Origin of the sequence: Nostoc sp. NMS7 (assembly GCF_017115085.1) — a bacterium.
In the GTDB taxonomy this organism is placed as follows: Bacteria; Cyanobacteriota; Cyanobacteriia; order Cyanobacteriales; family Nostocaceae; genus Nostoc.
In genome coordinates this window covers 22,105-43,512 of record NZ_JABXKJ010000258.1, presented here as the reverse complement: position 1 = coordinate 43,512, position 21,408 = coordinate 22,105, and the positions used below count along the sequence as shown (strand labels likewise).

The 21,408-nt window shown below is 43.5% G+C and carries 17 protein-coding genes and 1 pseudogene; 6 read left to right on the top strand and 12 right to left on the bottom strand.

Features of this window, described 5'->3' with window-relative positions; all coding sequences use genetic code 11:
* Window positions 1-130: 130 nt before the first annotated feature.
* The 7 genes from HWQ38_RS37585 to HWQ38_RS37555 form a co-directional block, all read right to left on the bottom strand.
* Window positions 131-1,099 carry a LysR family transcriptional regulator gene (locus tag HWQ38_RS37585; RefSeq protein WP_292804724.1) on the bottom strand — a complete coding sequence of 323 codons (969 nt, stop codon included), beginning with the start codon at window positions 1,097-1,099 and terminating at the stop codon, window positions 131-133.
* A 237-nt stretch (window positions 1,100-1,336) separates the two neighbouring features.
* Window positions 1,337-2,125, bottom strand: coding sequence for a BMC domain-containing protein (locus HWQ38_RS37580; protein ID WP_292804721.1), 789 nt, complete (start codon window positions 2,123-2,125; stop codon window positions 1,337-1,339).
* Between the two features lie 48 nt (window positions 2,126-2,173).
* Complete coding sequence (locus HWQ38_RS37575; protein ID WP_292804718.1) at window positions 2,174-2,956, bottom strand: transferase; 783 nt, start codon at window positions 2,954-2,956, stop codon at window positions 2,174-2,176.
* A 180-nt stretch (window positions 2,957-3,136) separates the two neighbouring features.
* Window positions 3,137-5,137 carry a ribulose bisphosphate carboxylase small subunit gene (locus tag HWQ38_RS37570; protein ID WP_292804715.1) on the bottom strand — a complete coding sequence of 667 codons (2,001 nt, stop codon included), beginning with the start codon at window positions 5,135-5,137 and terminating at the stop codon, window positions 3,137-3,139.
* Window positions 5,138-5,227: 90 nt separating this feature from the next.
* Window positions 5,228-5,530, bottom strand: a complete 303-nt coding sequence (locus HWQ38_RS37565; protein ID WP_292772714.1) for a EutN/CcmL family microcompartment protein — start codon at window positions 5,528-5,530, stop codon at window positions 5,228-5,230.
* Window positions 5,531-5,536: 6 nt separating this feature from the next.
* Window positions 5,537-5,881: a carbon dioxide-concentrating mechanism protein CcmK gene (locus HWQ38_RS37560; protein WP_196515968.1), complete on the bottom strand. Its 345-nt coding sequence runs from the start codon at window positions 5,879-5,881 to the stop codon at window positions 5,537-5,539.
* Window positions 5,882-5,972: 91 nt separating this feature from the next.
* On the bottom strand, window positions 5,973-6,281 hold the full coding sequence (locus tag HWQ38_RS37555; protein WP_190891121.1) for a carbon dioxide-concentrating mechanism protein CcmK: 309 nt from the start codon (window positions 6,279-6,281) through the stop codon (window positions 5,973-5,975).
* Between the two features lie 652 nt (window positions 6,282-6,933).
* On the opposite strand from HWQ38_RS37555, the gene HWQ38_RS37550 reads away from it, so the two are divergent.
* From HWQ38_RS37550 to HWQ38_RS37530, 5 genes and pseudogenes are all read left to right on the top strand, one after another.
* Window positions 6,934-8,790 carry an NAD(P)H-quinone oxidoreductase subunit F gene (locus HWQ38_RS37550; RefSeq protein ID WP_292804709.1) on the top strand — a complete coding sequence of 619 codons (1,857 nt, stop codon included), beginning with the start codon at window positions 6,934-6,936 and terminating at the stop codon, window positions 8,788-8,790.
* 226 nt (window positions 8,791-9,016) lie between these two features.
* Window positions 9,017-10,522, top strand: coding sequence for an NADH-quinone oxidoreductase subunit M (locus HWQ38_RS37545; RefSeq protein WP_292804706.1), 1,506 nt, complete (start codon window positions 9,017-9,019; stop codon window positions 10,520-10,522).
* Window positions 10,523-10,629: 107 nt separating this feature from the next.
* Window positions 10,630-11,760 (top strand): CO2 hydration protein, encoded by a 1,131-nt coding sequence (locus HWQ38_RS37540; RefSeq protein WP_292804703.1) that lies wholly within the window; start codon window positions 10,630-10,632, stop codon window positions 11,758-11,760.
* A gap of 118 nt (window positions 11,761-11,878) precedes the next feature.
* A pseudogene (locus tag HWQ38_RS37535) lies at window positions 11,879-12,016 on the top strand (serine/threonine protein kinase); the annotation flags it as partial.
* A gap of 180 nt (window positions 12,017-12,196) precedes the next feature.
* The gene (locus tag HWQ38_RS37530; protein ID WP_292804699.1) at window positions 12,197-12,634 is read left to right on the top strand and encodes a hypothetical protein; all 438 of its coding nucleotides are present in this window, start codon (window positions 12,197-12,199) and stop codon (window positions 12,632-12,634) included.
* 188 nt (window positions 12,635-12,822) lie between these two features.
* Here the strand turns inward: HWQ38_RS37530 and speY are convergent, their stop codons facing one another.
* The gene (gene speY, locus HWQ38_RS37525; RefSeq protein ID WP_292804696.1) at window positions 12,823-13,998 is read right to left on the bottom strand and encodes a deoxyhypusine synthase; all 1,176 of its coding nucleotides are present in this window, start codon (window positions 13,996-13,998) and stop codon (window positions 12,823-12,825) included.
* A 376-nt stretch (window positions 13,999-14,374) separates the two neighbouring features.
* On the opposite strand from speY, the gene HWQ38_RS37520 reads away from it, so the two are divergent.
* A complete protein-coding gene (locus HWQ38_RS37520) occupies window positions 14,375-15,259 on the top strand; it encodes a ParA family protein (RefSeq protein ID WP_292804693.1) in 885 nt (294 codons plus the stop codon).
* A gap of 126 nt (window positions 15,260-15,385) precedes the next feature.
* On the opposite strand, the gene HWQ38_RS37515 is transcribed toward HWQ38_RS37520, so the two are convergent.
* The 4 genes from HWQ38_RS37515 to treY all read right to left on the bottom strand — a co-directional run bounded on the left by HWQ38_RS37515 (window position 15,386) and on the right by treY (window position 21,228).
* Entirely contained in the window at window positions 15,386-16,033 is a 648-nt protein-coding gene (locus HWQ38_RS37515; protein WP_292804690.1) for a DUF938 domain-containing protein, read from the bottom strand.
* 43 nt (window positions 16,034-16,076) lie between these two features.
* A complete protein-coding gene (locus tag HWQ38_RS37510; RefSeq protein WP_292804687.1) occupies window positions 16,077-16,697 on the bottom strand; it encodes a Uma2 family endonuclease in 621 nt (206 codons plus the stop codon).
* A 115-nt stretch (window positions 16,698-16,812) separates the two neighbouring features.
* A complete protein-coding gene (locus HWQ38_RS37505) occupies window positions 16,813-18,330 on the bottom strand; it encodes a trehalase family glycosidase (protein WP_292804684.1) in 1,518 nt (505 codons plus the stop codon).
* Between the two features lie 99 nt (window positions 18,331-18,429).
* Window positions 18,430-21,228 (bottom strand): malto-oligosyltrehalose synthase, encoded by a 2,799-nt coding sequence (gene treY / locus HWQ38_RS37500; protein ID WP_292804681.1) that lies wholly within the window; start codon window positions 21,226-21,228, stop codon window positions 18,430-18,432.
* Window positions 21,229-21,408: the final 180 nt, after the last annotated feature.

Here is a 21,408-nt window from a genome sequence, read left to right as displayed (position 1 = left end):
TTGAAAAAGAGGCAAGGGAGCAGGGAGCAAGGGGGATAGTTCAGATGAGGATTCGACCCCATCTGAACGAGAACCACTTGTAAGAAGTGGAGGACGTAAGAACATGTTCCGCTCCGCTCCACGGCAGGAGTCAGGGGTCATCTCCCCCCGCTCCCTGCCCCCTGCCTCTTCGTTCAAGCGTACTAGAAGCAGTATCAGCTTTTTGCTGTACAAAATTCTTCGCCGCAGCTAGTAGATACTCATAATAGGCACGAGCGACGATGGATAGCTGCTTGCCAGATGGGTATACCATGTACCAATTTCGCTGAATGGGGAAGTGTTGTACATCTAAAATGCTAAACTCTGAAGAGTCTGATAGTAAAGTATGACGCGATAAAACAGAAATTCCTAAACCACCTGCGATCGCTTGTTTAATTGCTTCGTTACTTCCCAATTCTAGCTTGACTTTTACCGTCACCCCTTGTTCTTCAAATAGCCTTTGGACGGCGCGACGAGTTCCTGAACCTGGTTCCCGCATAATAAAAGGTTCGTTAGACAGGCGTTGTATCGGAATATTTTTTTCATTGCACAACGGATGATTAGTCGGTGCAAAGACTATCAAAGGGTTTTCTAAAAATGGTTCACAAGTCACATCTATATTGTCTGGAATTTGACTCATAATATATAAGTCGTCCAGATTCTGACTCATCCTTTCTAAAATTTGTTCGTGATTCGTTACTTGCAGCGAGATATCAATCCCTGGATAAAGTTCGCAAAACGGCCCCAACAAACGTGGAATAAAGTATTTTGCTGTTGTAATCACAGCCAAGCGTAATTGTCCCTGTTTTAACCCTTTTAAATCTGCCACCTTCATTTCATACTGGGCTATATTCTCAAAAATCTGCCGACATGTAGCAAATAATTCCCGTCCGGCTTCCGTTAGATATAACCGCTTTCCCACTTGCTCAAATAATGGCAACCCTACCGATTTGGTGAGTTGCTTGATCTGCATAGAAACGGTAGGTTGGGTGAGAAACAATTCCTCAGCAGCACGAGTAAAGCTACTATGCCGTGCCGCCGCCTCGAACACCTTTAACTGGTGCAGCGTCGCTTGGTTCAAAGGTGATTCTCCTGTATATAACGATTAATACATATAAAACTAGTATTGCTGAAGACTGGTAAATGATATAGCAATGCTCATAGAAAGTTACGAGTTCTATTATAGACAAAACTCTATTATTTCTATTCAAATAAAGGTATTTTACTTATGGATTGAAGAAGCTATTATCAGAACAATAAGAGCGTAAGATGCCTTCTATTTCCCGATGAATGCTGAATGAGGATTTTCCCAAATTCATCATTCATCATTCCATAATTCTTCTGTAACTTTTGTATTTAGCTTGGTTAAGTCTGGTAATCTTAGTACCTCGATTTCCGCAACTTGTTCTTTAATATTCACAGGCAAGTTTAATGCTTGACGTTCTTCTATCCAGCAATTTGCTAATGGCAAAGTTAGCTCCATTTCGTCCAGAGGTCGGGGAATTACCATCACTGCATTCAATTCCCCAATGCGTTCTGCCTCAAACATTCCCGCTTCCACAGCTACGGCCACATTTGCTACGGAACCGCGAATAATCGCTGTACACAAACCCGCACCAATTTTTTCATAGGCTGCCAAATGAACATCAGCAGCTTTCAGCATGGCATCACATGCTCCTACCATCGCGGGAAATCCTCGCGTTTCTACCAAACCAATTGCTTGATTACTCAGGCGGCTGTAATTGCCCTCCTGCATCAATTTAGTTAAACGAGTTGTGATCGGAAGCACTATATCTAGGTTGGGATAAGGTCGGGGAATCACCAAACTAGAAATCAACTGACCAAACTGTTCAGCCGTTTGCACACCTGATTCTACAGCCAGACGCACGTCAGCAATTCCACCCCGGACGATCGCAGTACAATGACCGCTACCAATTTTTTCATACCCAACTAGGTGAACTCCCGCCGATTTCAGCATCATATCCGCCGTACCAACGATCGCTGGAAAGCTGCGGGTAGAAACTAAACCCAAAGCAGTATCCTCGTAAGTTTCGTAACTATGCGCTCCCTGGCTGGTATTGAGAGACCGTTGATTATATGTTTCCATAATGAATTCTCCAAGATACGGAAAAAGCTGACAACTTACAATTAACACTTACTCGGACTGATTGTCAGAGTTTGGGTTGTTCAAGGATTGTCTATGAGGAAACAATGTAGTCAAGAGTCTGTTTATGCTCCCTTGCCCATAAATCTGAGACCCGAAACCGTTAGGCGATTCTGTGGCTAGCTGACTGGAGTCTGAGTCGTGTTCTGTAGACTCTTGGGCATTTTCCCCCAAGCTGGAGTCAGCATCTTTAGTCGGTTCTTCCACAGGAGGAGACTGTTTTTCTGGAGTCACGGAAGATTTAAAGAAGGAAATCGACTTATTTTGTTTGAAATCCACAAAAGCCGAAGCTGAGAAGTTAGTTGAGGAAATTACCTTTTCCTTAACTCCACCTAAACCATTTTCCTCTTCCTTCGGCGGTGGTGTATTTGTAGAAGCTGGGTTACTTGGAGTTGGTTCCAGTTGCTTTGTTTGGTCAATTTGGCGACTGGTGTCTCCTAAAATCGAACCCGATGGAATTACTTGTCCAGGTTCAACTGAATAGTTGAAAACTGTTGTCGCCGAACCAATGCAAGCATTTGCTCCAATTTTGCCCTTACCAACCATCAAAAAACCGGCTCCCAGGTTTGCGCCGGCTTCTACCTCTAGGGTTCCTTCATGGACTTGGAGAATGGCTCCCATACCAATACAGACCCCTGGCCCAATGATGATTTTACTGTTTACAGCCGCTTGGAGTATTACCCCAGGTGCAAGTACCGCGCTTGGATGAATACTCACCTCACCACTAATGTAAGAATCAAATTTATTGCTGAGGTGCAGTAGCGGCACAGACATGGAAATTTTAACCTCGGAAGCCGGAAAACAGAGAGTTAGTAGTTAAACAGTGAGGAGTTAAGAGTTGTAAGTCAGAAGTTAGAAATTTTAAGTTTAGAGTTATGAATTAACAATCTTTTTCAACTGCTAACTCCTAACTCCTGTACAGACGCGATTAATCGCGTCTCTACTCCTAATTCCTTAAGGTCGTTGAATAATCGTTTCCAATACCCGACGTTTCGCTTTGGGGTCAACACCAATTAAGCGCACATATTCCCCTGGATATTCGCCAAGTTGCCTTTCTACGGCTGCGATCGCTTCTCTTTCTGAGGAGGCTTGAATTTGACCGGTACTAGTCCAAGAACCTGTACGGAACCGCCGTTGGTCTACGTGTTCAATGCTAATTTTAGAGCCGCCAGCCAATAATTGCCGGAGTTGGTCTACTACTTCAGTACTCAAGCGGGTACTGGTAGCTGTTGCTGTTGCTGTTGCAGTGGGGGCACTACTAGTAAATGATTTCTGACTGCCAGATGAGGCTACTTGACCATTTGGACGTTGAATAATCGTTTCCAATACCCGCCGTTTGGCTTTAGAGTCAATCCCAATTAAGCGGACATATTCCCCTGGATATTCGCCAAGGTGTCCTTCTATGGCTGCGATCGCTTCTCTTTCTGAGGAGGCTTGAATTTGACCGGTACTAGTCCAGGAACCTGTACGGAACCGCCGTTCATCTACGTGTTCAATGCTAATTTTATATCCACTACTCAATAATTGTCGCAGTTGTTCTACTACTTCAGTACTCAAGCGGCTACTGCTAGCTGTTGCTGTAGCATAGGGTGCTGCACTGCTAGTAAATGATTTCTGACTGCCGGAGGAGGCTACTTGACCATTTGGACGTTGGATAATCGTCTCCAATACCCGCCGTTTGGCTTTGGGATCAATGCCGATTAAACGCACATACTCGCCTTGATGGCTTTCAATACATTCTTCTAAACCGGAGATTACTTGATTTATGGAAGTTGCTTCAATTGGCTTGCAACTAGTCCAGGAACCAGTTCGGAAGCGCCGCTCATCTACGTGTTCCATGCCAATTTTGTAACCACTTGCCAAGAGTTGGCGGATTTGCTCTACAGCTTCACCATTAACTTTGCCACTGCTAGAGCCGTTACCATTACCATTGCTGCTGCTATAACTCCCATTACCACGACTAGCAGCAGGAGCCTTAAAGCTGGTAGCTGGTTTAACATCATCATCTGGACGTTGGATGATGTTTTCTAATACGCGCCGTCTACCTTTGTCAATGCCAAACAGCCGCACATACTCGCCGCTATGCTCTGTTACACAGCTTTCTAATGCTGCGATCGCTTCACCGAGCGATCGCGGTTCAATTGGCTGGCAACTAGTCCAAGAACCTGTGCGGAACCTTCTTTGGTCTACGTGTTCCGTACCAATCTTATACCCTTGCTCCAATAGATAGCGCAACTGCTCTATTGTTTCTGCACCTAAACTATTGCTCGACACTTCACTACTCCTTTCCAACTCTAAGACAGTAATACTACTACCTGTATAAGATTTAGCAATTTCATCCCGAATCGGTGCTATACATTTGCTATCCGCAGCACAGAGATAACCTGCTCGCAGTGCTTGATTAATTCCAACCACATGATGAGCAAATTCCTTATCCTGATCTTGCACATCTGGCAAACGGTCAGCTTGTTGCTGGTTAATAATTATCGCTCCCGAAGGTACATATTTACCTGGGGGAATCTCTACATCTTGAATCAAAGCGTGCAGCATCACGATGCAACCTGCACCCACCCTGGCATTGAACACCGTAGAGCGAAAGCCAATGAAGGAATTATCCCCAACATAAGCTGGGCCGTGAATTAAAGCCATGTGGGTAATGCAGGCATTTTTGCCAACCCACACCGAGTATTTATTTTGGTCATCGCCAATTACTCGACCTTCCTCCAACCCATGAATCACAACACCATCTTGAATATTGGTGTTTTCACCAATATAAAAAGGTGTGCCTTCATCCGCTCTAATCGTAGTTCCCGGAGCAACGATTACATTTGCACCTAACCTTACATCCCCAATCACATTGGAAAATGAATGTACAAAGGCAGTTTCATGGATTTTGGGTTCAGCTAAATTCCTCGACCACGGGGTTGGGGGTGCCGCCGTGTTACGGACTGCCATCGCAAGATTCCTCCTCTATTAAGTTAGTCATTTGTCAGTTGTCATTTGTCTTTAGCTAAGACTAATGACTAATGACTAATGACTAAATAACTATCGATATTGATCTTTTTTGCTGTAAATGACGCGATCTTCAACGTGAATAGTATCTATGATCGCTACTACTGCTGCATCTAATGGACGCTGCTCATTTCCCAGAATTTGACGAGCGGCACTGCCACGACTGACAAGTACCCACTCATCTACTCCTGCTCCCACAGTATCTGCTGCTACTTCGTATTGGGGGAGGATGTTTCCATCTTCGTCCACTAATTGTAACAACAGTAGTTTGACACCTCTAAGACTTGGGTCTTTTTGGGTGCTAACTACTGTGCCGCGAACTTTGGCAACTTGCATTACAAATTACGGTCTTCTACCGAAAGGACGAATTGCATTGACATTTTCGCGGAACTGCTCTACGTCTTCGGTATAACGAATTGGCAGGACGTATTCTAAGTTCTCATGAGGACGAGCAATGATGTGAGTCGATAACACTTGTCCGCCGAAGACTCGCTTTACAGATTCAACTCCTGCGGCCACAGAAGCTTGCACTTCTGACACGTCACCCCGGACAATCACTGTAACCCGACCACTACCGATTTTTTCATAGCCTACTAAAGTGACGCGGGCAGCTTTCACCATTGCATCAGCAGCTTCTACGACTGCTGGAAAGCCTAGCGTTTCAACCATTCCTACTGCAATTGACATTAGTTTTAATCCCTATTTCAAAGTTTTTAGCATTGGACAAAAGTGATGCTGAATCAGGCAAAGAGCGTTAATTACTTTGTTTAAACAGCTTTTAAGTACGGAATTGTTCCACAGCTTCTGTGTAACGTATCGGCAAGACGTATTCCAGGTTTTCGTGAGGACGAGCAATGATGTGAGTGGATAACACTTCACCACCATTGACTCTTTTTGCCGCTTCAACCCCAGCTGCTACAGAAGCTTGGACTTCCGATACATCTCCCCTAACGATCACGGTGACACGAGCGCTACCAATTTTTTCATAGCCTACTAAAGTGACACGGGCGGCTTTCACCATCGCATCAGCAGCTTCTACTACTGCTGGAAAGCCCTTCGTTTCAATCATCCCAACTGCAATTGGCATCGCAGAACTCCTACAAAATGAATCTAATCAGTACTGTTGTTTGAAATTTTTGACGGGAAGAGCTTGATCTTAGAGCTAAGAAAACACTTCCAAATTAAGCATAGGAAAGCTTGGCGTCCCTGGCAATATAAATTACTATAATAGTTTATGATAAGAAAGTTTTAAAAAACTTAACAAAAATTTATCTAGTGTTTCCGGGCAATAAAAGTTCACTAATTCCTTGAGCCGCCACTTATGCTTTATAATTTCTTTATCACATTTACAAAAGGACAATCATAACTAAGGCTAACCCCATCTGGCGAGGGAGGAACAACGGCTGTATCTTTTGCTATCCCTATGTTTTCTCAAATCTGGTTAGATTTACAACGACTAGGTGAAAAATAGATAATTTTTTCAAATATATCCTATAAATTACTTTGGTCAAATTAGAAATAAAAATTTAAAACCTGAGGTTAAGTTAAGCCAGTAAATGCTTTTACTTATGTAAAGTTATATTTTACTTATGTTAAATTGGGTAAATTAAGTAAAAGTACTTGCAGGAATTTAGTTGAAAAAATAATAATAAAATATTGATGTTTTGATAAATTAATTTATATTAAAAATTGTTTGAAAGTTTTTTAAAATCAAGGCTGAGTCGTCAAGGGAAATTTAAATGAATCAATTTCTATTTTCAACAAGTTGGTTTGTGCCTTTTTATAGCTTATGGGGCGCAATTTTGACCTTGCCGTGGGGACTCAGAATAATTCAACGAACAGGGCCAAGACCTGCGGCATACATCAACTTGTTGATGAGCGTTTTAGCTTTTGCCCATAGTCTGTTTGTATTTCAAAATATTTGGGATAGAGAACCAGAAAAGTTAGTAGTCAACTGGTTCAAAGCTGCGGATTTAGACTTATCTTTTAGCTTGGAACTCTCAGCAGTCAGTATTGGGGCAACAGTTTTAATTACGGGGTTAAGCTTACTAGCACAAGTTTACGCTCTAGGTTACATGGAAAAGGACTGGTCGTTGGCACGTTTTTTTGCGCTGCTGGGATTTTTTGAAGCGGCGCTAAGTAGTCTAGCAATCAGTGATTCTTTGTTTCTCAGCTATGCCCTTTTGGAACTCCTGACGCTTTCGACTTACTTGCTGGTGGGGTTCTGGTATGCTCAACCTTTAGTAGTGACGGCGGCACGGGATGCGTTTTGGACTAAACGGGTGGGAGACTTGTTGCTGCTGATGGGTGTGGTGACGCTTTCCACCTTAGCAGGCAGTTTGAACTTTTCGGATTTATATGAGTGGGCGCAAACAGCTAATTTAAGCCCAATGACATCGACATTGCTGGGGTTAGCGTTAATTGCGGGGCCTGCTGGTAAATGTGCTCAATTTCCACTACACCTGTGGTTAGATGAGGCTATGGAAGGCCCCAACCCCGCCTCAGTAATGCGGAACTCCCTGGTAGTAGCGGGTGGTGCTTATTTACTCTATAAATTTCAACCATTGTTAGCACTGTCGCCAGTTGCCTTGAATGCCTTAGTAGTCATGGGCACGGTAACGGCGATTGGGGCAACATTAGTATCCTTAGCACAAATTGACATTAAGCGAGCGCTATCTCATTCCACGAGTGCATACATGGGCTTAGTGTTTTTGGCGGTGGGGTTGCAGCAAGGGGGTGTGGCCTTGATGTTGCTGTTAACTCATGCGATCGCCAAAGCATTATTATTCATGAGTTCTGGTTCAGTAATCTTAACTACCCAAAGCCAAGACTTAACAGAAATGGGCGGTTTGTGGTCACGAATGCCAGCCACCACCACAGCCTTTGTTGTCGGTGCTGCGGGGATGGTAACACTGCTACCATTGGGAAGCTTCTGGGCAATGCTATCATGGGCTGACGGTTTTGTGAATATTAGCCCTTGGGTGATTGGGGTTTTATTATTAGTCAATGGCTTGACAGCATTGAATTTGACCAGAGTATTTAGATTAGTATTTTGGGGTAAACCGCAACAAAAGACCCGTCGCACCCCAGAAGTTGGTTGGCAGATGGCCTTACCAATGGTGATTCTCACAGTATTGACTCTGCTTTTACCTCTGATGTTACAGCAATGGTACTTACTACCCGATTGGGAAAGTATTAATTGGTATGTGGCGTTAGCCTTGTTTGCTTCTACCGTCGTGGGAGTAGGTGTAGGGTCTACACTTTATCTGCACAAAGCTTGGTCAAGATCGAGAATCTTGACCTGGAGATTTATGCAAGACTTGTTAGGTTATGATTTTTATATTGACCGAGTTTATCGTGTAACCGTAGTGAGTGCAGTAGCACTGCTATCTAAAGTTTCAGCTTGGAGCGATCGCTACTTGGTTGACGGTTTAGTAAACTTGGTTGGGTTTGCCACAATTATCGGCGGACAAACTTTAAAGTACAGCATTTCTGGGCAATCTCAGGGCTATATGTTGACCATCCTAGCAGTTGTCAGCGTCCTGGGTTTTTTCATCAGCTGGTCATCGGGTTTACTAGATAAATTACCTTTTTAACTGAGTTAGGAGTTACTCCTATAGTTCTGTCAGAATACCTAATTTTTTAAGGAACCGCCAAGGACGCCAAGGACGCCAACGAACAAACAGAAGAACAAATAGGTAATCTGAAAGCGGGAAGGGAGTAGGAGTTAGGATTTATTATTCTCCCTCATCCCCCTCATCCCCCACCCTGCGGGAAGCTAAAGCTACATCTCCCTCATCTCCCCTTACCTGAATTCTATCTATGCTTAGTATTTTAATTCTAGTGCCGTTAATCGGCGCAGCTTTAATTGGTTTCTCACCCTCTGGCATCAGTGGGAAATTCGCCCGTGGGGTGGCTTTGGTCTTTGCCAGTATCGCTTTCTTGTGGACAATCGTACTAACAATTCAGTTCCATCCAGGGGAAATCACTCAACAGTTTGCCGAGTCTATACCTTGGATAGATGTTTTAGGCTTGAATTATAACCTGGGAATAGATGGTTTATCTTTGCCATTGCTGGTTTTAAATGGACTATTAACCTGCATTGCCATTTACAGCAGCGATGAATCCTTACAGCGTCCGAAATTTTATTATTCTTTGATACTAGTATTATGCGCTGGGGTAACTGGAGCCTTTCTGGCACAAGATTTACTGCTATTTTTCCTATTTTACGAATTGGAACTAATTCCGTTATATCTGTTGATAGCTATTTGGGGTGGAGCAAAACGGGGTTATGCTGCTACAAAATTTCTCATTTATACAGCCGTTTCGGGAATCTTGATTTTAGCAAGTTTCCTCGGCATGGTTTGGCTGAGTGGTTCCTCTAACTTTGCACTAGCAACCTTAAACGCGACGACTTTACCTCTAGCAACACAGCTTTTATTGCTAGCGGGAATTTTGGTAGGTTTTGGGATTAAAATTCCCTTAGTTCCCTTCCATACTTGGTTGCCAGATGCTCACGTTGAAGCTTCCACACCAATTTCAGTGTTGTTAGCTGGGGTGCTGTTGAAGTTGGGAAGTTACGGCTTACTGCGGTTTGGGATGAACTTGTTACCAGAAGCTTGGGCTTATGTGGCTCCTTGGTTAGCGACTTGGGCAGTAGTCAGTGTACTGTATGGTGCATCCTGCGCGATCGCTCAAACCGATATGAAAAAAATGGTGGCGTACAGTTCCATTGGCCACATGGGTTACGTGCTTTTAGCGGCGGCGGCGGCGACACCTTTAAGTGTTTTGGGTGCTGTAATGCAAATGATTAGCCACGGCTTGATTTCGGCAATGCTGTTTTTGCTGGTAGGGGTTGTGTATAAAAAAGCCGGAAGCCGTGATTTAGAAGTCATCGAAGGATTACTGAACCCAGAACGGGGTATGCCGGTAATCGGTAGCTTGATGATTGTCGGAGTCATGGCCAGTGCTGGTATACCGGGAATGATCGGGTTTATTTCCGAATTCGTAGTTTATCGGGGTAGTTTTCCAGTTTTCCCAGTGCAAACGCTGCTATGCATGATTGGCACAGGTTTAACAGCAGTTTACTTCTTAATTCTCGTCAACCGCGCCTTTTTTGGACGCTTGTCTGCATCAGTTACCAACTTACCGCGTGTGTATTGGAGCGATCGCGCCCCAGCTGCAATTTTAGCTGTGCTGATTGTGATTTTCGGCATTCAACCTAGTTGGTTAGTGCGCTGGACTGAACCGACAATTACAGCAATGGTAAATACTCAAAACGTAGTAGCAACAGTGTCCTTGGATAAAGCAATCAAGCCTGGAGATTAGGGACAAGGAGACAAGGAGAATAACCTGCCCAATGCCCAATGCCCAATGCCCAATGCCCAATGCCCAATGCCCATAACTAATGACTAATGCCTTTTGGAGAGATTGCAATGGTAACTATTAAAAAGAAAGCTACTCACAATCCCTTAGCTGAGTATATTGAACGTCTGCAAAAAGGAGAGGCATTACTCCCGGATAGTCCAGAAAATGTGCTGGAAGTAGTTGGCATTCTTAAAAGCTATGGCGTAGTTTTAGATGCCTACTCAGAAAATCTTAACTATATTGCCGAGCATCAGTTTTTAGTATTTTTCCCATTTTTTAAATACTTTAATGGAGAGGTTTCTTTTCAGAAATTGTTCCGTCACTGGTGGCATGACCGAATTAATTTTGAATATGCCGAATATTGCATGAAAGCTATGATGTGGCACGGTGGCGGCGGACTAGATACGTATTTAGATACAAAAGAATTTCAAGAAAGAGCGCAAGCCGTTATCGCCGCAAAATTTAAAAATAATCTTTTAATTCCCGGTATTAACCAACTGTTTCCAGATTTCTTAACAGAACTCTTGCGCGTCTCTGCTTACTACACCGGTTTAGGTCAATTCTGGCGAGTAATGGCTGATATGTTCCTCAACTTATCAGACCGCTACGATCAAGGCGAAATCAAATCGATTCCCGAAGTTGTAGACCATATTAAAACAGCGTTAGTAGCAAATGCATCAAACCCAATTACCTACGCCGTCAAAATTCGGGATGAAGTCTATGAAATCATTCCCAAAAGCGTTGGTTTGACCTTCTTAGCAGATACAGCAATACCTTATGTAGAAGCAGTATTCTTCCGGGGAACTCCTTTCCACGGTACAGTTTCATACAACGCTCAAGGATATCAAATTCCCTTAGATCAAACTCGATTTCAATATGGCGCATTGTATGCCGATCCCTTACCTATCGGCGGCGCGGGTATTCCTCCTACCTTGTTGATGCAGGATATGCGTCATTATCTTCCAGAATATTTGCACGAAATTTATCGTCGCAGTCTTCGGGGTGAAGATGATTTGCGGGTGCAAATTTGTATAAGTTTCCAAAAATCGATGTTTTGCGTGACGACAGCAACGATTTTGGGACTGATGCCTTATCCTTTGGATACTAAAGATCCAAGTGAGGAAATAGGTAATCAAGTTTATTTAAAGAAATGGATGAGTCGGTTAGAAACTTCACGGTTGCTGGATGTGAATAAATAGTTGATTTTTGGTCAAGATTATGCTTCTGGTTCAACGCCGAAGCATAAACTGTCATAGACTGCGCGATCTGTCTAAATGGCAATATCTAAAGCAAGTCGCATTAACGGCTGATACAAATGTGGCTTGGGTAAAAGGCGATCGCTTGCAAAGTGGAAAATACATCATTGAGAGAGAGTTGGGAAGAGGACGCTTTGGCATCACCTATTTGGTCAAAAATAAGAAAGGCGATCGCCAAGTCATTAAAACTTTAACAGAGTTTGGGGGTTTAATTCCCCTGCCTAACGACGGCAGCACGTTTCGGGTCGGGTTCTAAATCCCCGGACGCTCGCAGACTCGCTACCGCAACGCTTACACAAAACTTACTTGCGACTTGCGACTTGCGACTTGTTTTAATTCTGGCTTCTGACTCCTGAATTCTCTTTTGTAAAAAAAGGCAATGAGCAAAATTTTTATATTAAATTCCTTACTGTTGCTTTCTCAAATACCCAATCGAGAAGCAAGATTTTTAGATTTAAAAAATCAATTAGAAAAAAAAGGATTTCAGGTAATAATTGCGCTACCACCAAAGCGAGGAGCTTATGGGTTATTAAGAGAATCTGACAAAAAAATCTGGATTAATCCTGTAGTCTTTGAGTTACATATTGGAACTCAAACCTTAATTCATGAAGCTGTTCATGCAGCACAGGTATGTGCAGGAAAAGGAAAAATAAAAACTTTAGGTTTAGACATTCAACCTATCAATTATGCTCGACCGTTTTTTAGACGCTATACCGATGTCAAACGACAAGATTTAGAAAGAGAAGCCTATGCAGTCCAAACTCAACCTAATAATTTTGAATTAGCTGTATCTCTGCTCCAACAACACTGTAAATAGCTGCCATATTGTTCCATTTTATGCTTTGGAAGTCCCTAGAATCAGGGCGAATGGAATTCGCGGCTACACAAACAAAGTCCACCTCCGTGGACTAAGAAAAAATTGAGGGTTTGAAACCCACGAAGGTGGTTTGGTCTGTGTATACGCGCTTTCTAACCGCCGATTTGACTTAAGTTTACACCACTCCCCTAATGAGCATTCGGAATCAGCCGACCACAGGGATAAGTCGCTGTTTGCTGTGAAGCATTTTCAGCCACTGCTGCTGGAATCTGATCCGATGGTCGGGTTTTGGCTGCGAGATAGTCTTTTTGCAGTTTGTCGAAAATGGCTTCTCGCCTGTCGTATATCCGCTTCAGGGGACGAGATTGGCATTTGTTCAAGACGTATGCTGTCACCAGTGGTAGAGCGATCGTGCTATCGGTATAACAAACAATTGTGTTAGGTAACTCTTCTGGGTCAATCTTACCCCAACTGACGGCTTCCGATGGGGTTGCTCCAGACAAACCGCCTGTATCGGGACGTGCATCGGTAAACTGCACAAAGAAATCATGTCCTCGTTCTTCGAGTCCTAATACTTCGTGAAGTTGCGGTTGGGTTTGGAGCAAAAAGTTTTTGGGACTACCGCCACCGAGAATTACAGCTGCACTTTTACCTCCTGATTCACGGGCATTATATGCGATCGCAGCCGTCTCATTTACGTCAATTGATGGATCTATCACCAACTGCGAACCTTCCAAAGCTAAAGCCGCCACGTTCATCCCAATTGAGCTATCCCCAGGAGAAGACGTATATATCGGTACTCCACACTCATAAGCTGTCGCCAGCAAGCAGGAATGCTGCACACCCAGCTGCTTTTCTACTTCCCGAACATACTTACCCAATAAATAGTGAAACTCAGCAGTTCCCATCCGCTTCTGAAACGCTTCCCCTTGCAGAATCTTGCGGATAAACGCATCAGTTTCTAGCAGCACATCGTAACCAAAGATAATGTCATAAATGCGAATAGTGCCTTCCTCGCGCAGTTTCACATCATCCAAAAACGGATTACCAGCAAAGAGTTCAAAACCCAAACCATAGTGCATATCGTGGTAAAGATTTGCACCAGTGCTAATCATCCAGTCAATAAAGCCGTTGCGAATTAAGGGTGCAAGTGCTGAAACCCCAAATCCTGCTGGTGTCATCGCACCGGATAGGCTAACTCCCACCGTGACACCTTCTGTTAGCACATCACGACTCAGAAGTTGGCAAATTTCCCGCAACCGCGCTGAGTTGTAGGCGGTGAAGTATTGATCAATCAAATCCACCACATTGATATCATTTGATATCGGTGTGGGTGCAATTTTTTGACCCAGCTGTTTAGACATTTTGGCACTCCTGAACAGTAAACACGCCCGAATCTAATGTTATCTAGCTTTCAACCAAAGTGACAGCAATTTACAGCTGTTTTCAAGTAACTAGACCAGAACTGAGACGGGGAGTAGGCTTGCCGTGAGCGTAGCCGAATGGGGGTGGGCTTGCCGTGAGCGTAGCCGAATGGGAGTAGTGTGGTTCAAATAAATGAAAACAACTGTAACTAGCCCATTTCATCAAAAAACAGGACGACGGCTGAGATTAAATCGTGTCACCTAGCTCAACGCCTACAAATAAGTTTCGGAAAATATTAAATTTAATGGAAGATTTAATAGTTCGAGATCGTTGTACGCTACCTAGATGGGAATGCGTCAACAGAGGACTCAACCAATGGGATATGTAATTGCTACTGCAAATATGAAAGGTGGCGTTGGTAAAACCACCCTCACCGTCAATTTAGCTACCTGTTTAGCTAAAAATCATGGCAAGCGGGTGCTTGTCCTTGATTTAGACACCCAAATTAGTGCCACACTTAGTTTAATGTCGCCTTTAGATTTTGCCAAGCGTCGTAAACAAAGTAAAACATTTAGGTATCTGATAGACGAAGTTATCAATCCAGAGGCACAAGCAAAACTGACAATTCAAGATATCATTCAATCCCCGGTTTGTAATCTTCCCGGACTGGATTTATTACCAGGAGATATTGACTTATATGATGAATTTTTTGTCTCAGAAATGCTGCATAAACAAGCAACTGCTTTGGGTGAACAGGACTTTGAAATGATTTGGAATCGCTTTGAAAGAGTCCTGATTAATAACATCTTAAAACCAGTACGTCAAGAATATGATTTTATCCTTCTTGATTGTGCCCCTGGCTATAATCTATTGACTCGTAGCGCTTTAGCCGCCAGCGATTTCTACATACTTCCTGCTAAACCAGAACCTTTATCTGTAGTAGGTATTCAACTGCTGGAAAGACGGATTGCCCGATTAAAGGATAGTCACGGACATGAAAGCAAGATAGATATAAAAATGCTGGGAATTGTATTTAGTATGTCTAGCGCTAACCTTCTGACTGGCAGATACTATAAACAAGTGATGCACCGGGTTGTTGAAGATTTTGGTGTAGAAAAAATTTGTAAGGTACAAATTCCAGTTGATGTCAATGTTGCTAAGGCTGTTGATAGTTTTATGCCAGCTGTTTTAATTGCTCCCCAATCAGCTGGTTCAAAAGCGTTCTTTCAGTTAACTCAGGAGTTGTTGCAAAAGCTTTAATTTAGAGTTAGGAGTTAGGAGAGACGCGATTAATCGCGTCTGTACAGGAGTTAGGAGTTATGGATTTTATTCCTAACTCTTAACTTCTAATATCATGTCCGGGTTAGTGGACTGGTTCTCTAGGAATTATTTCTTACCAGAACGTTCAAACACTACTGAAAGATTATTTGCTGGCATTTGGTAAGTCTGTTTCAAGGTAAGATTTTGGGCGCTAGCGACTGCGACAACATCATCAAAGTTACGTACACCCCACTCTGGGTTTTGGGCGCGTAAAGATTCGTCAAAAGCTGCATCACTCGCTGCTGTATGTTCTCCACCTTGTTTAAAAGGCCCATATAAATAGAGGATACCTCCTGGTGGTAAGATCCGACCTGCCCCTGCCATTAATCCTAGACAGGCTGACCACGGTGAAATGTGAATCATATTGATGTTGACGATCGCCACAATTGGCTGATTATTAAGCCAATCAAATGCAGGATTCTCCACTGCCCAAACTGGTTCTCTGACATCAAGCTCAAGCGGTGGATAAAGATTATCACAGCCAATGTGTTCAGCCCATGCAGTAATGCTGGCTCGTAATTGGAGATTTGCATCTGTTGGCAGCCACAAACGAGGACTGAGCTTGGGGGCAAAAAATACTGCATGTTCGCCAGTACCACTTGCTATTTCCAATATCGTGCCACTCTTTGGCAACACTTGTAAAAGTACTTCTATAATTGGTTCGCTATTGCGCTGGGTTGCTGGTGCGTATTGTCGTGCGTCTTCTAGTGTCATCCGTATCGCTAGATTATAAAATCTGACCGCATCTTATACTATTTCACTCAATGACTGATCGCCCAGCCGTAAAGATTTGTTGTGCCGTTAGTTGCAAGTTGGGAAAGATTGAAGAAATAAGTTGATCGTTGTTTTGAAATAAGTGTTTTTGATACTCATCCTCTATTAAGGTACAAATTGTCACCGTTGGCTGTTTGGGTTTGCCAATATATTCTCTACCATCAATGCCGAGATAATCAACAATCCAATATTCAGTCACTCCTAAGAGGGCATAATCTTCAACCTTACGGGCGTAATCATTTTGCCAGTTCGTGCTGACAACTTCAGCAATCAGTTTGATTGAGTTTCCTGATGTAATTACAGGTTGCTGTTGCCACAATGGTTCATTAATCAATTGAGTTTGGTCTAACACGATCGCATCGGGACGAAAAGCTGTTTGTGTTCCTAATAGTTTGATTAGACAGCGATGAGGTATAAAGTAGCTTAGATCCTGACGATCGATTTCTACATTCAGTTTTCGCCCAATAAATGCCGAGACTTGCTCGTGTTGTCCGGTTGGTTCCATTTCAATTAATTCACCATCAATTAGTTCGTAGCGATCGCACTCACCGTAGCAGCTAATAAATTCATCAACGGTGAGAACTTTTGGGGCTGATTGAACCATTGTGATTATTCCTGATGATTTGGTACGAGCCAGTCAGGTAAGGCGTTATCGGGATGAATTATGAGTCAAGTGTAATAAATAAAAAGGCGTGAGTTTTTTCCTCACGCCTTTTTATTTAAACTTTTGTCCCACGGGCTGCTAAAAGTTCCAGAACAACTCCATTTGTCCAGCCGAAGCCAATTTCGTTAGAACTATATCCAAAGCAGATTTCGTCGGAAACGTTGGCAGAACAGCGTTCAACATCATATTTCTCAACTAGGGTGTTGTGACGCCCGAATTCTTTAATTACCATAGCTAGGAATTTATTCGCAATCCGATCGCCTTCTGGATGATACCCATAGCGGTGAAGTCCCAAGACGGCAATTAACGTCAGTGGTGCCCAACCGAAGGGCGCATCCCACTGGTTTCCGGTGACACGAGTACTGGTAAAAATTCCGCCTGGGGCTTCAAATAAAGAGAGATTTTCCGCAACACGCTGGGCTTGGGCTGGAGAAGCAATTCCCAGCCACAGAGGATAAAATGTGGTAGCAAATTCGTAATGACGGCGTTCTCCACTCTGGAAATTATAGTCGAGATATATTCCCTGTTCTTCATCCCAGAGATACTGATCGATGCGATCGCGGCGGATATCTGCACGATCGCGCCATTGTTGCTCCAATTCTTCTTTCCCCAAAATCTGGTTAATTTGCCCCAAATCTTGTTCCATCTGATACAGCAAACTGTTGAGGCACACAGGAGCGTAGTGGAGGATATCAGCGCTAAAAGGGCCAAATCGGTTGGTGATATCAAAACCGGACTCGCGCATGGTGCGATCGCCCTTGTAGAATAGATTGGTCAGTTCGTCATTTTCGCGGTCGTAGTAAAGATTCACATCATAATCTTCAACTTCAAAGGTTTGGTAATATTCCTTGACGCGATCATAGTGGGTTTTTCCCTCTTCATCCCGCTCGGAGAACAAAACTTCTGGCGCGGCTCCTTCCCCTAAGGCATAGAATCTAGATAAGCCTGTTGCCGTATTTAGATGGGGCGGTACTACCCAATAATAGTAAAATTGCTCTAGGAGCGGTAAGGCTGACTTCAACCACTCTTCATCTTGGGTGTGCTGGAATAACGCCAAAACCATCATGCTGAGGACTGGCGGCTGCGATCGCGACAGCATATAAGTCCGGTTGGAATTCAGGATGGTGCCATAATGCTGCACTTGGTATAGTAGTTGGTCTACTTGGCTTTGCGCTAGCTCCCATTCTTGATCGCGCAAAAGTCCCAGTAAGATAAAGTAGCTGTCCCAGCCATACATTTCGTTGAAGCGCCCACCGGGTACGACATAAGGCCCTGGTAGGTATAATAATCCATGCTCTTTAATTGCTTCGACTTCTGAGGGTAAAGTGCGAATTTCAATTCTTTGCATATCCTTGGGAGATAGCGATCGCTCTAAAATAGCCTGAACGTTGGGACAATCTTCTTGGGGTGAAATGTAGACGAGCCAAGGAGTCTCGGTTTCGTGGTCTAGTTTGGTATCTTTGGCTGATTGTAATAGGTGTTCGTGCGATCGCGTTAGGGTTTTCCACGTTTTTTTAATGTGCGATCGCACGGTGTCAATTTGTGCTGTGGTGAATGTTGGTGGAGTGGTCATATTTTCAATTTTTTTTGAACGCAAAGGAACGCAGAGGAAACCGCAGAGGAACGCAGAGGTTTTATGCGGTTTTCTGTGCGCCTCTGGGTGGGGAGGATGTCAATCGGCACTACTAATTAATAGGGCGACTGGAAAATCGGCGAGGGCGGTTGCGATAGATAATGTTTCTGTAGTCTGTAAGGGTTGCTGAGTTAGGACGTTTTTCCAGGTGAGGGATGTTCCTGGGGGTAATTGCAAATGTGTATCTTGCCAAATTAACTCGCCTATGGGATTCTGTCCAGGCTGGATGAGGCTGGTTAAAAAGCGAGGTGCGATCGCGATCGCTGTTTGATTTCCTTCACGCCGCGCAAAGGCGATAATCTGATTGGCGTAGGTTCCCTCAACTTTTAACGGTAAATAGTCGCCGTCTTGGAATAATGAGACGTAGTTTGCTCTGGCTTGGAGTAGTTGAGCTGTTAAAAATAGTTTGATTCTGCCGTCTGTTTTGTGGTTGAGTAACTCCTCAATTAGTCCGAGAATATCTGTTTTTACCTGTTCGCGGATGGCGCTTAGGTAAGTACGTCTCTGTTCAAAATCTACCGGACGGCGATTATCTGGATCAACTAAACTTAGTTCCCAAAGTTCTGTTCCTTGATAAAAGTCGGGTACGCCAGGTGCGGTAATCTTTAGTAGAGTTTGGGAAAGGGAATTGAATATCCCATAGTCTGCAATTCGCTGTTGAAAGGGACGAAAAACTTCTAGAAATTCCCCGGAGATGGCAGGATCAAGTACTTTCTCAATAAAGGAAGTACAAGCTTGTTCGTACTCGCTATCAGGTCGCAACCATGCTGTATGAACTTTCGCTTCTCGAATTGCTTTAATTATATAGTCTTTTACCCGTTCCACGAAGGATGTATGTTCTGCTTCGGCAAAAGGAAACGCCCCTACCAGTGTTTGATAGATAAAATACTCATCGTTGCGATCGGGCATAGCAAACCCCTGGCGATGGCTACGATTTCCCCGATTCATGGCGCTCCAAGTATTTACCTGCTGTTCCCACTCCTCTGGGATTTCTGAGAGGACATTCAACCTCGCACGGACATCTTCGCCGCGTTTGGTGTCGTGGGTGGCTGTGGTGTTCATTGTGTGAGGCCAAGTTATCTGGTGCTGTTGGTTAAAGGCATGAAATTTGGTTACTGATATCCCAAAATGACCGGGATTTCCTCCAACTTCATTCAACGACAGCAACCGATTATAAACATATAATGTCGTGTCTTCTACGCCTTTGGCCATTAGCGGACCAGTGTATTGTTGCATTCGCAAGACAAAATATATCCACTGCTCGCGTTCTGTTTGAGTCAGAGAATTATCAAACTCTAGCAGCATTAACTTTTCAATAAAGGTCAGTTCATGGTGCAACAGGGGCGTTTGTTCTTTGGCTTGGCGAATTACTTCTTGAATGGTAGCGCGATCGCTTTCTCCAATTCCATCGGGCGTAATATATGTACGGTAAATCGGGAACAGTGTCAAAACTTCGGCGATCGCTCTTTTTAATCCATTCAGTGTAAAATCATTCCCATAGCGATATTTGCTGGAAACGTTCTTTAACAAAAGTGCCAGATTGTCAATATCACCTGCTAAATTCTTTTCCAAAATCAGGTGCTTTTTCTCCTTGACAATGGTGGAATAATCTACTCTGGAACCGATAAACTTATGGTAGATTTTATCGAACTGTGATTGATTTTCTGTTTGACAAAATACCCCATTTACATAGTTTAAAAAGTCATATCCTGATGTTCCTTCAATGTCCCAATTCTCCGGCAGGTCTTCTGTGAGTTCTAAAATCTTTTCCACAGTGATATAAACATCACCCGTTTTTTCTCGCAGCCTTTCGAGATACTGGATTGGGTTATAAAGTCCATCAATATGATCAATCCGTAAACCTGTAAATTTGCCCTCCTCTACTAACTTCTGAATAAAGCTGTGGGTGTTATTAAAAACCCGCAGTTCTTCAACTTTCACTGAAATCAGTTCATTGACTGTAAAGAAACGGCGGTAGTTCATTTCCTCCGCCCCAACTTTCCAGAAGGCGAGACGATAAAACTGGTCATTCAGTAAATCATCTAGGAGGTTAAAGCTTTCGGAATCACCCGCTTCTCCATTGAAAGTTTTGATATTTTCGTCAATGAACTCGCGGATGGCATCATTTGTGGTGTAGATTTCCCAAACCAATCCTTTAATAAATGCGATTTGGTCTTGTCGCTGTTTTCCCGCCACTTCTGAAGGCACATTTTTGAGAATGTAGAGAATCCCCAATAGTTTAATAAAATCGGGGTGATTGCGTCCCAGTGTGCGCGTGAGTTTACCCAAATTATGAATGATAACTTTTGTGTAAGACTCTAACCGCAGTGGCAGTTTCAAGCTGTAATAGTTTACAGTTAAACCGTTTTCTTCATATTGTAGTTGAATGTGTCCGTTTTCCAAGGATACGCCGTAGAAGTCTCCTAGTAGCGGTGCTAGAATTCGCTCTTGGCGATCGCCAAAGGGAGCATTCCAAGAAAGGTCGAAGTAGTCGGTATAACTGGAATCTGGCCCGTGTTCCAATACGTCCATTAAGTAAGGGTTTTCGCTGGTATAGGACATATGGTTGGGGACAATATCTTGTAACCAGCCCATACCAAGGGATTGAACTTTATCAACTAATGCATCAAAGGATTCATTAGTTCCCAGTTCTGGGTTTAGTTGAGTGGCATCTACTATATCGTAGCCGTGCGTACTCCCGGTTCGCGCTTTGAAAATCGGGGAAGCATACAAATCGGAAATACCCAAATCTGCCAGATAAGTTGCGATCGCTCTAGCGTTGTCAAAGCCAAACTCAGGTGTAAACTGAATTCGATAAGTTGCGGTGGGAATTCGCATAGTTTTTAGTCGGGAGTGAGGAGGATGAGGGGGATGAGGGGGATGAGGAGGATGAGGGGGATGAGGGGGATGAGGGAGTTTGAGGTTTTGAGCTTGAAAGTTGAACCTCTGAGCATGAACGTTGAAGCTTTGAGCTTAAAACTTTAACTCCCCCACTCCCGTTTTCGGCTACGCATCACG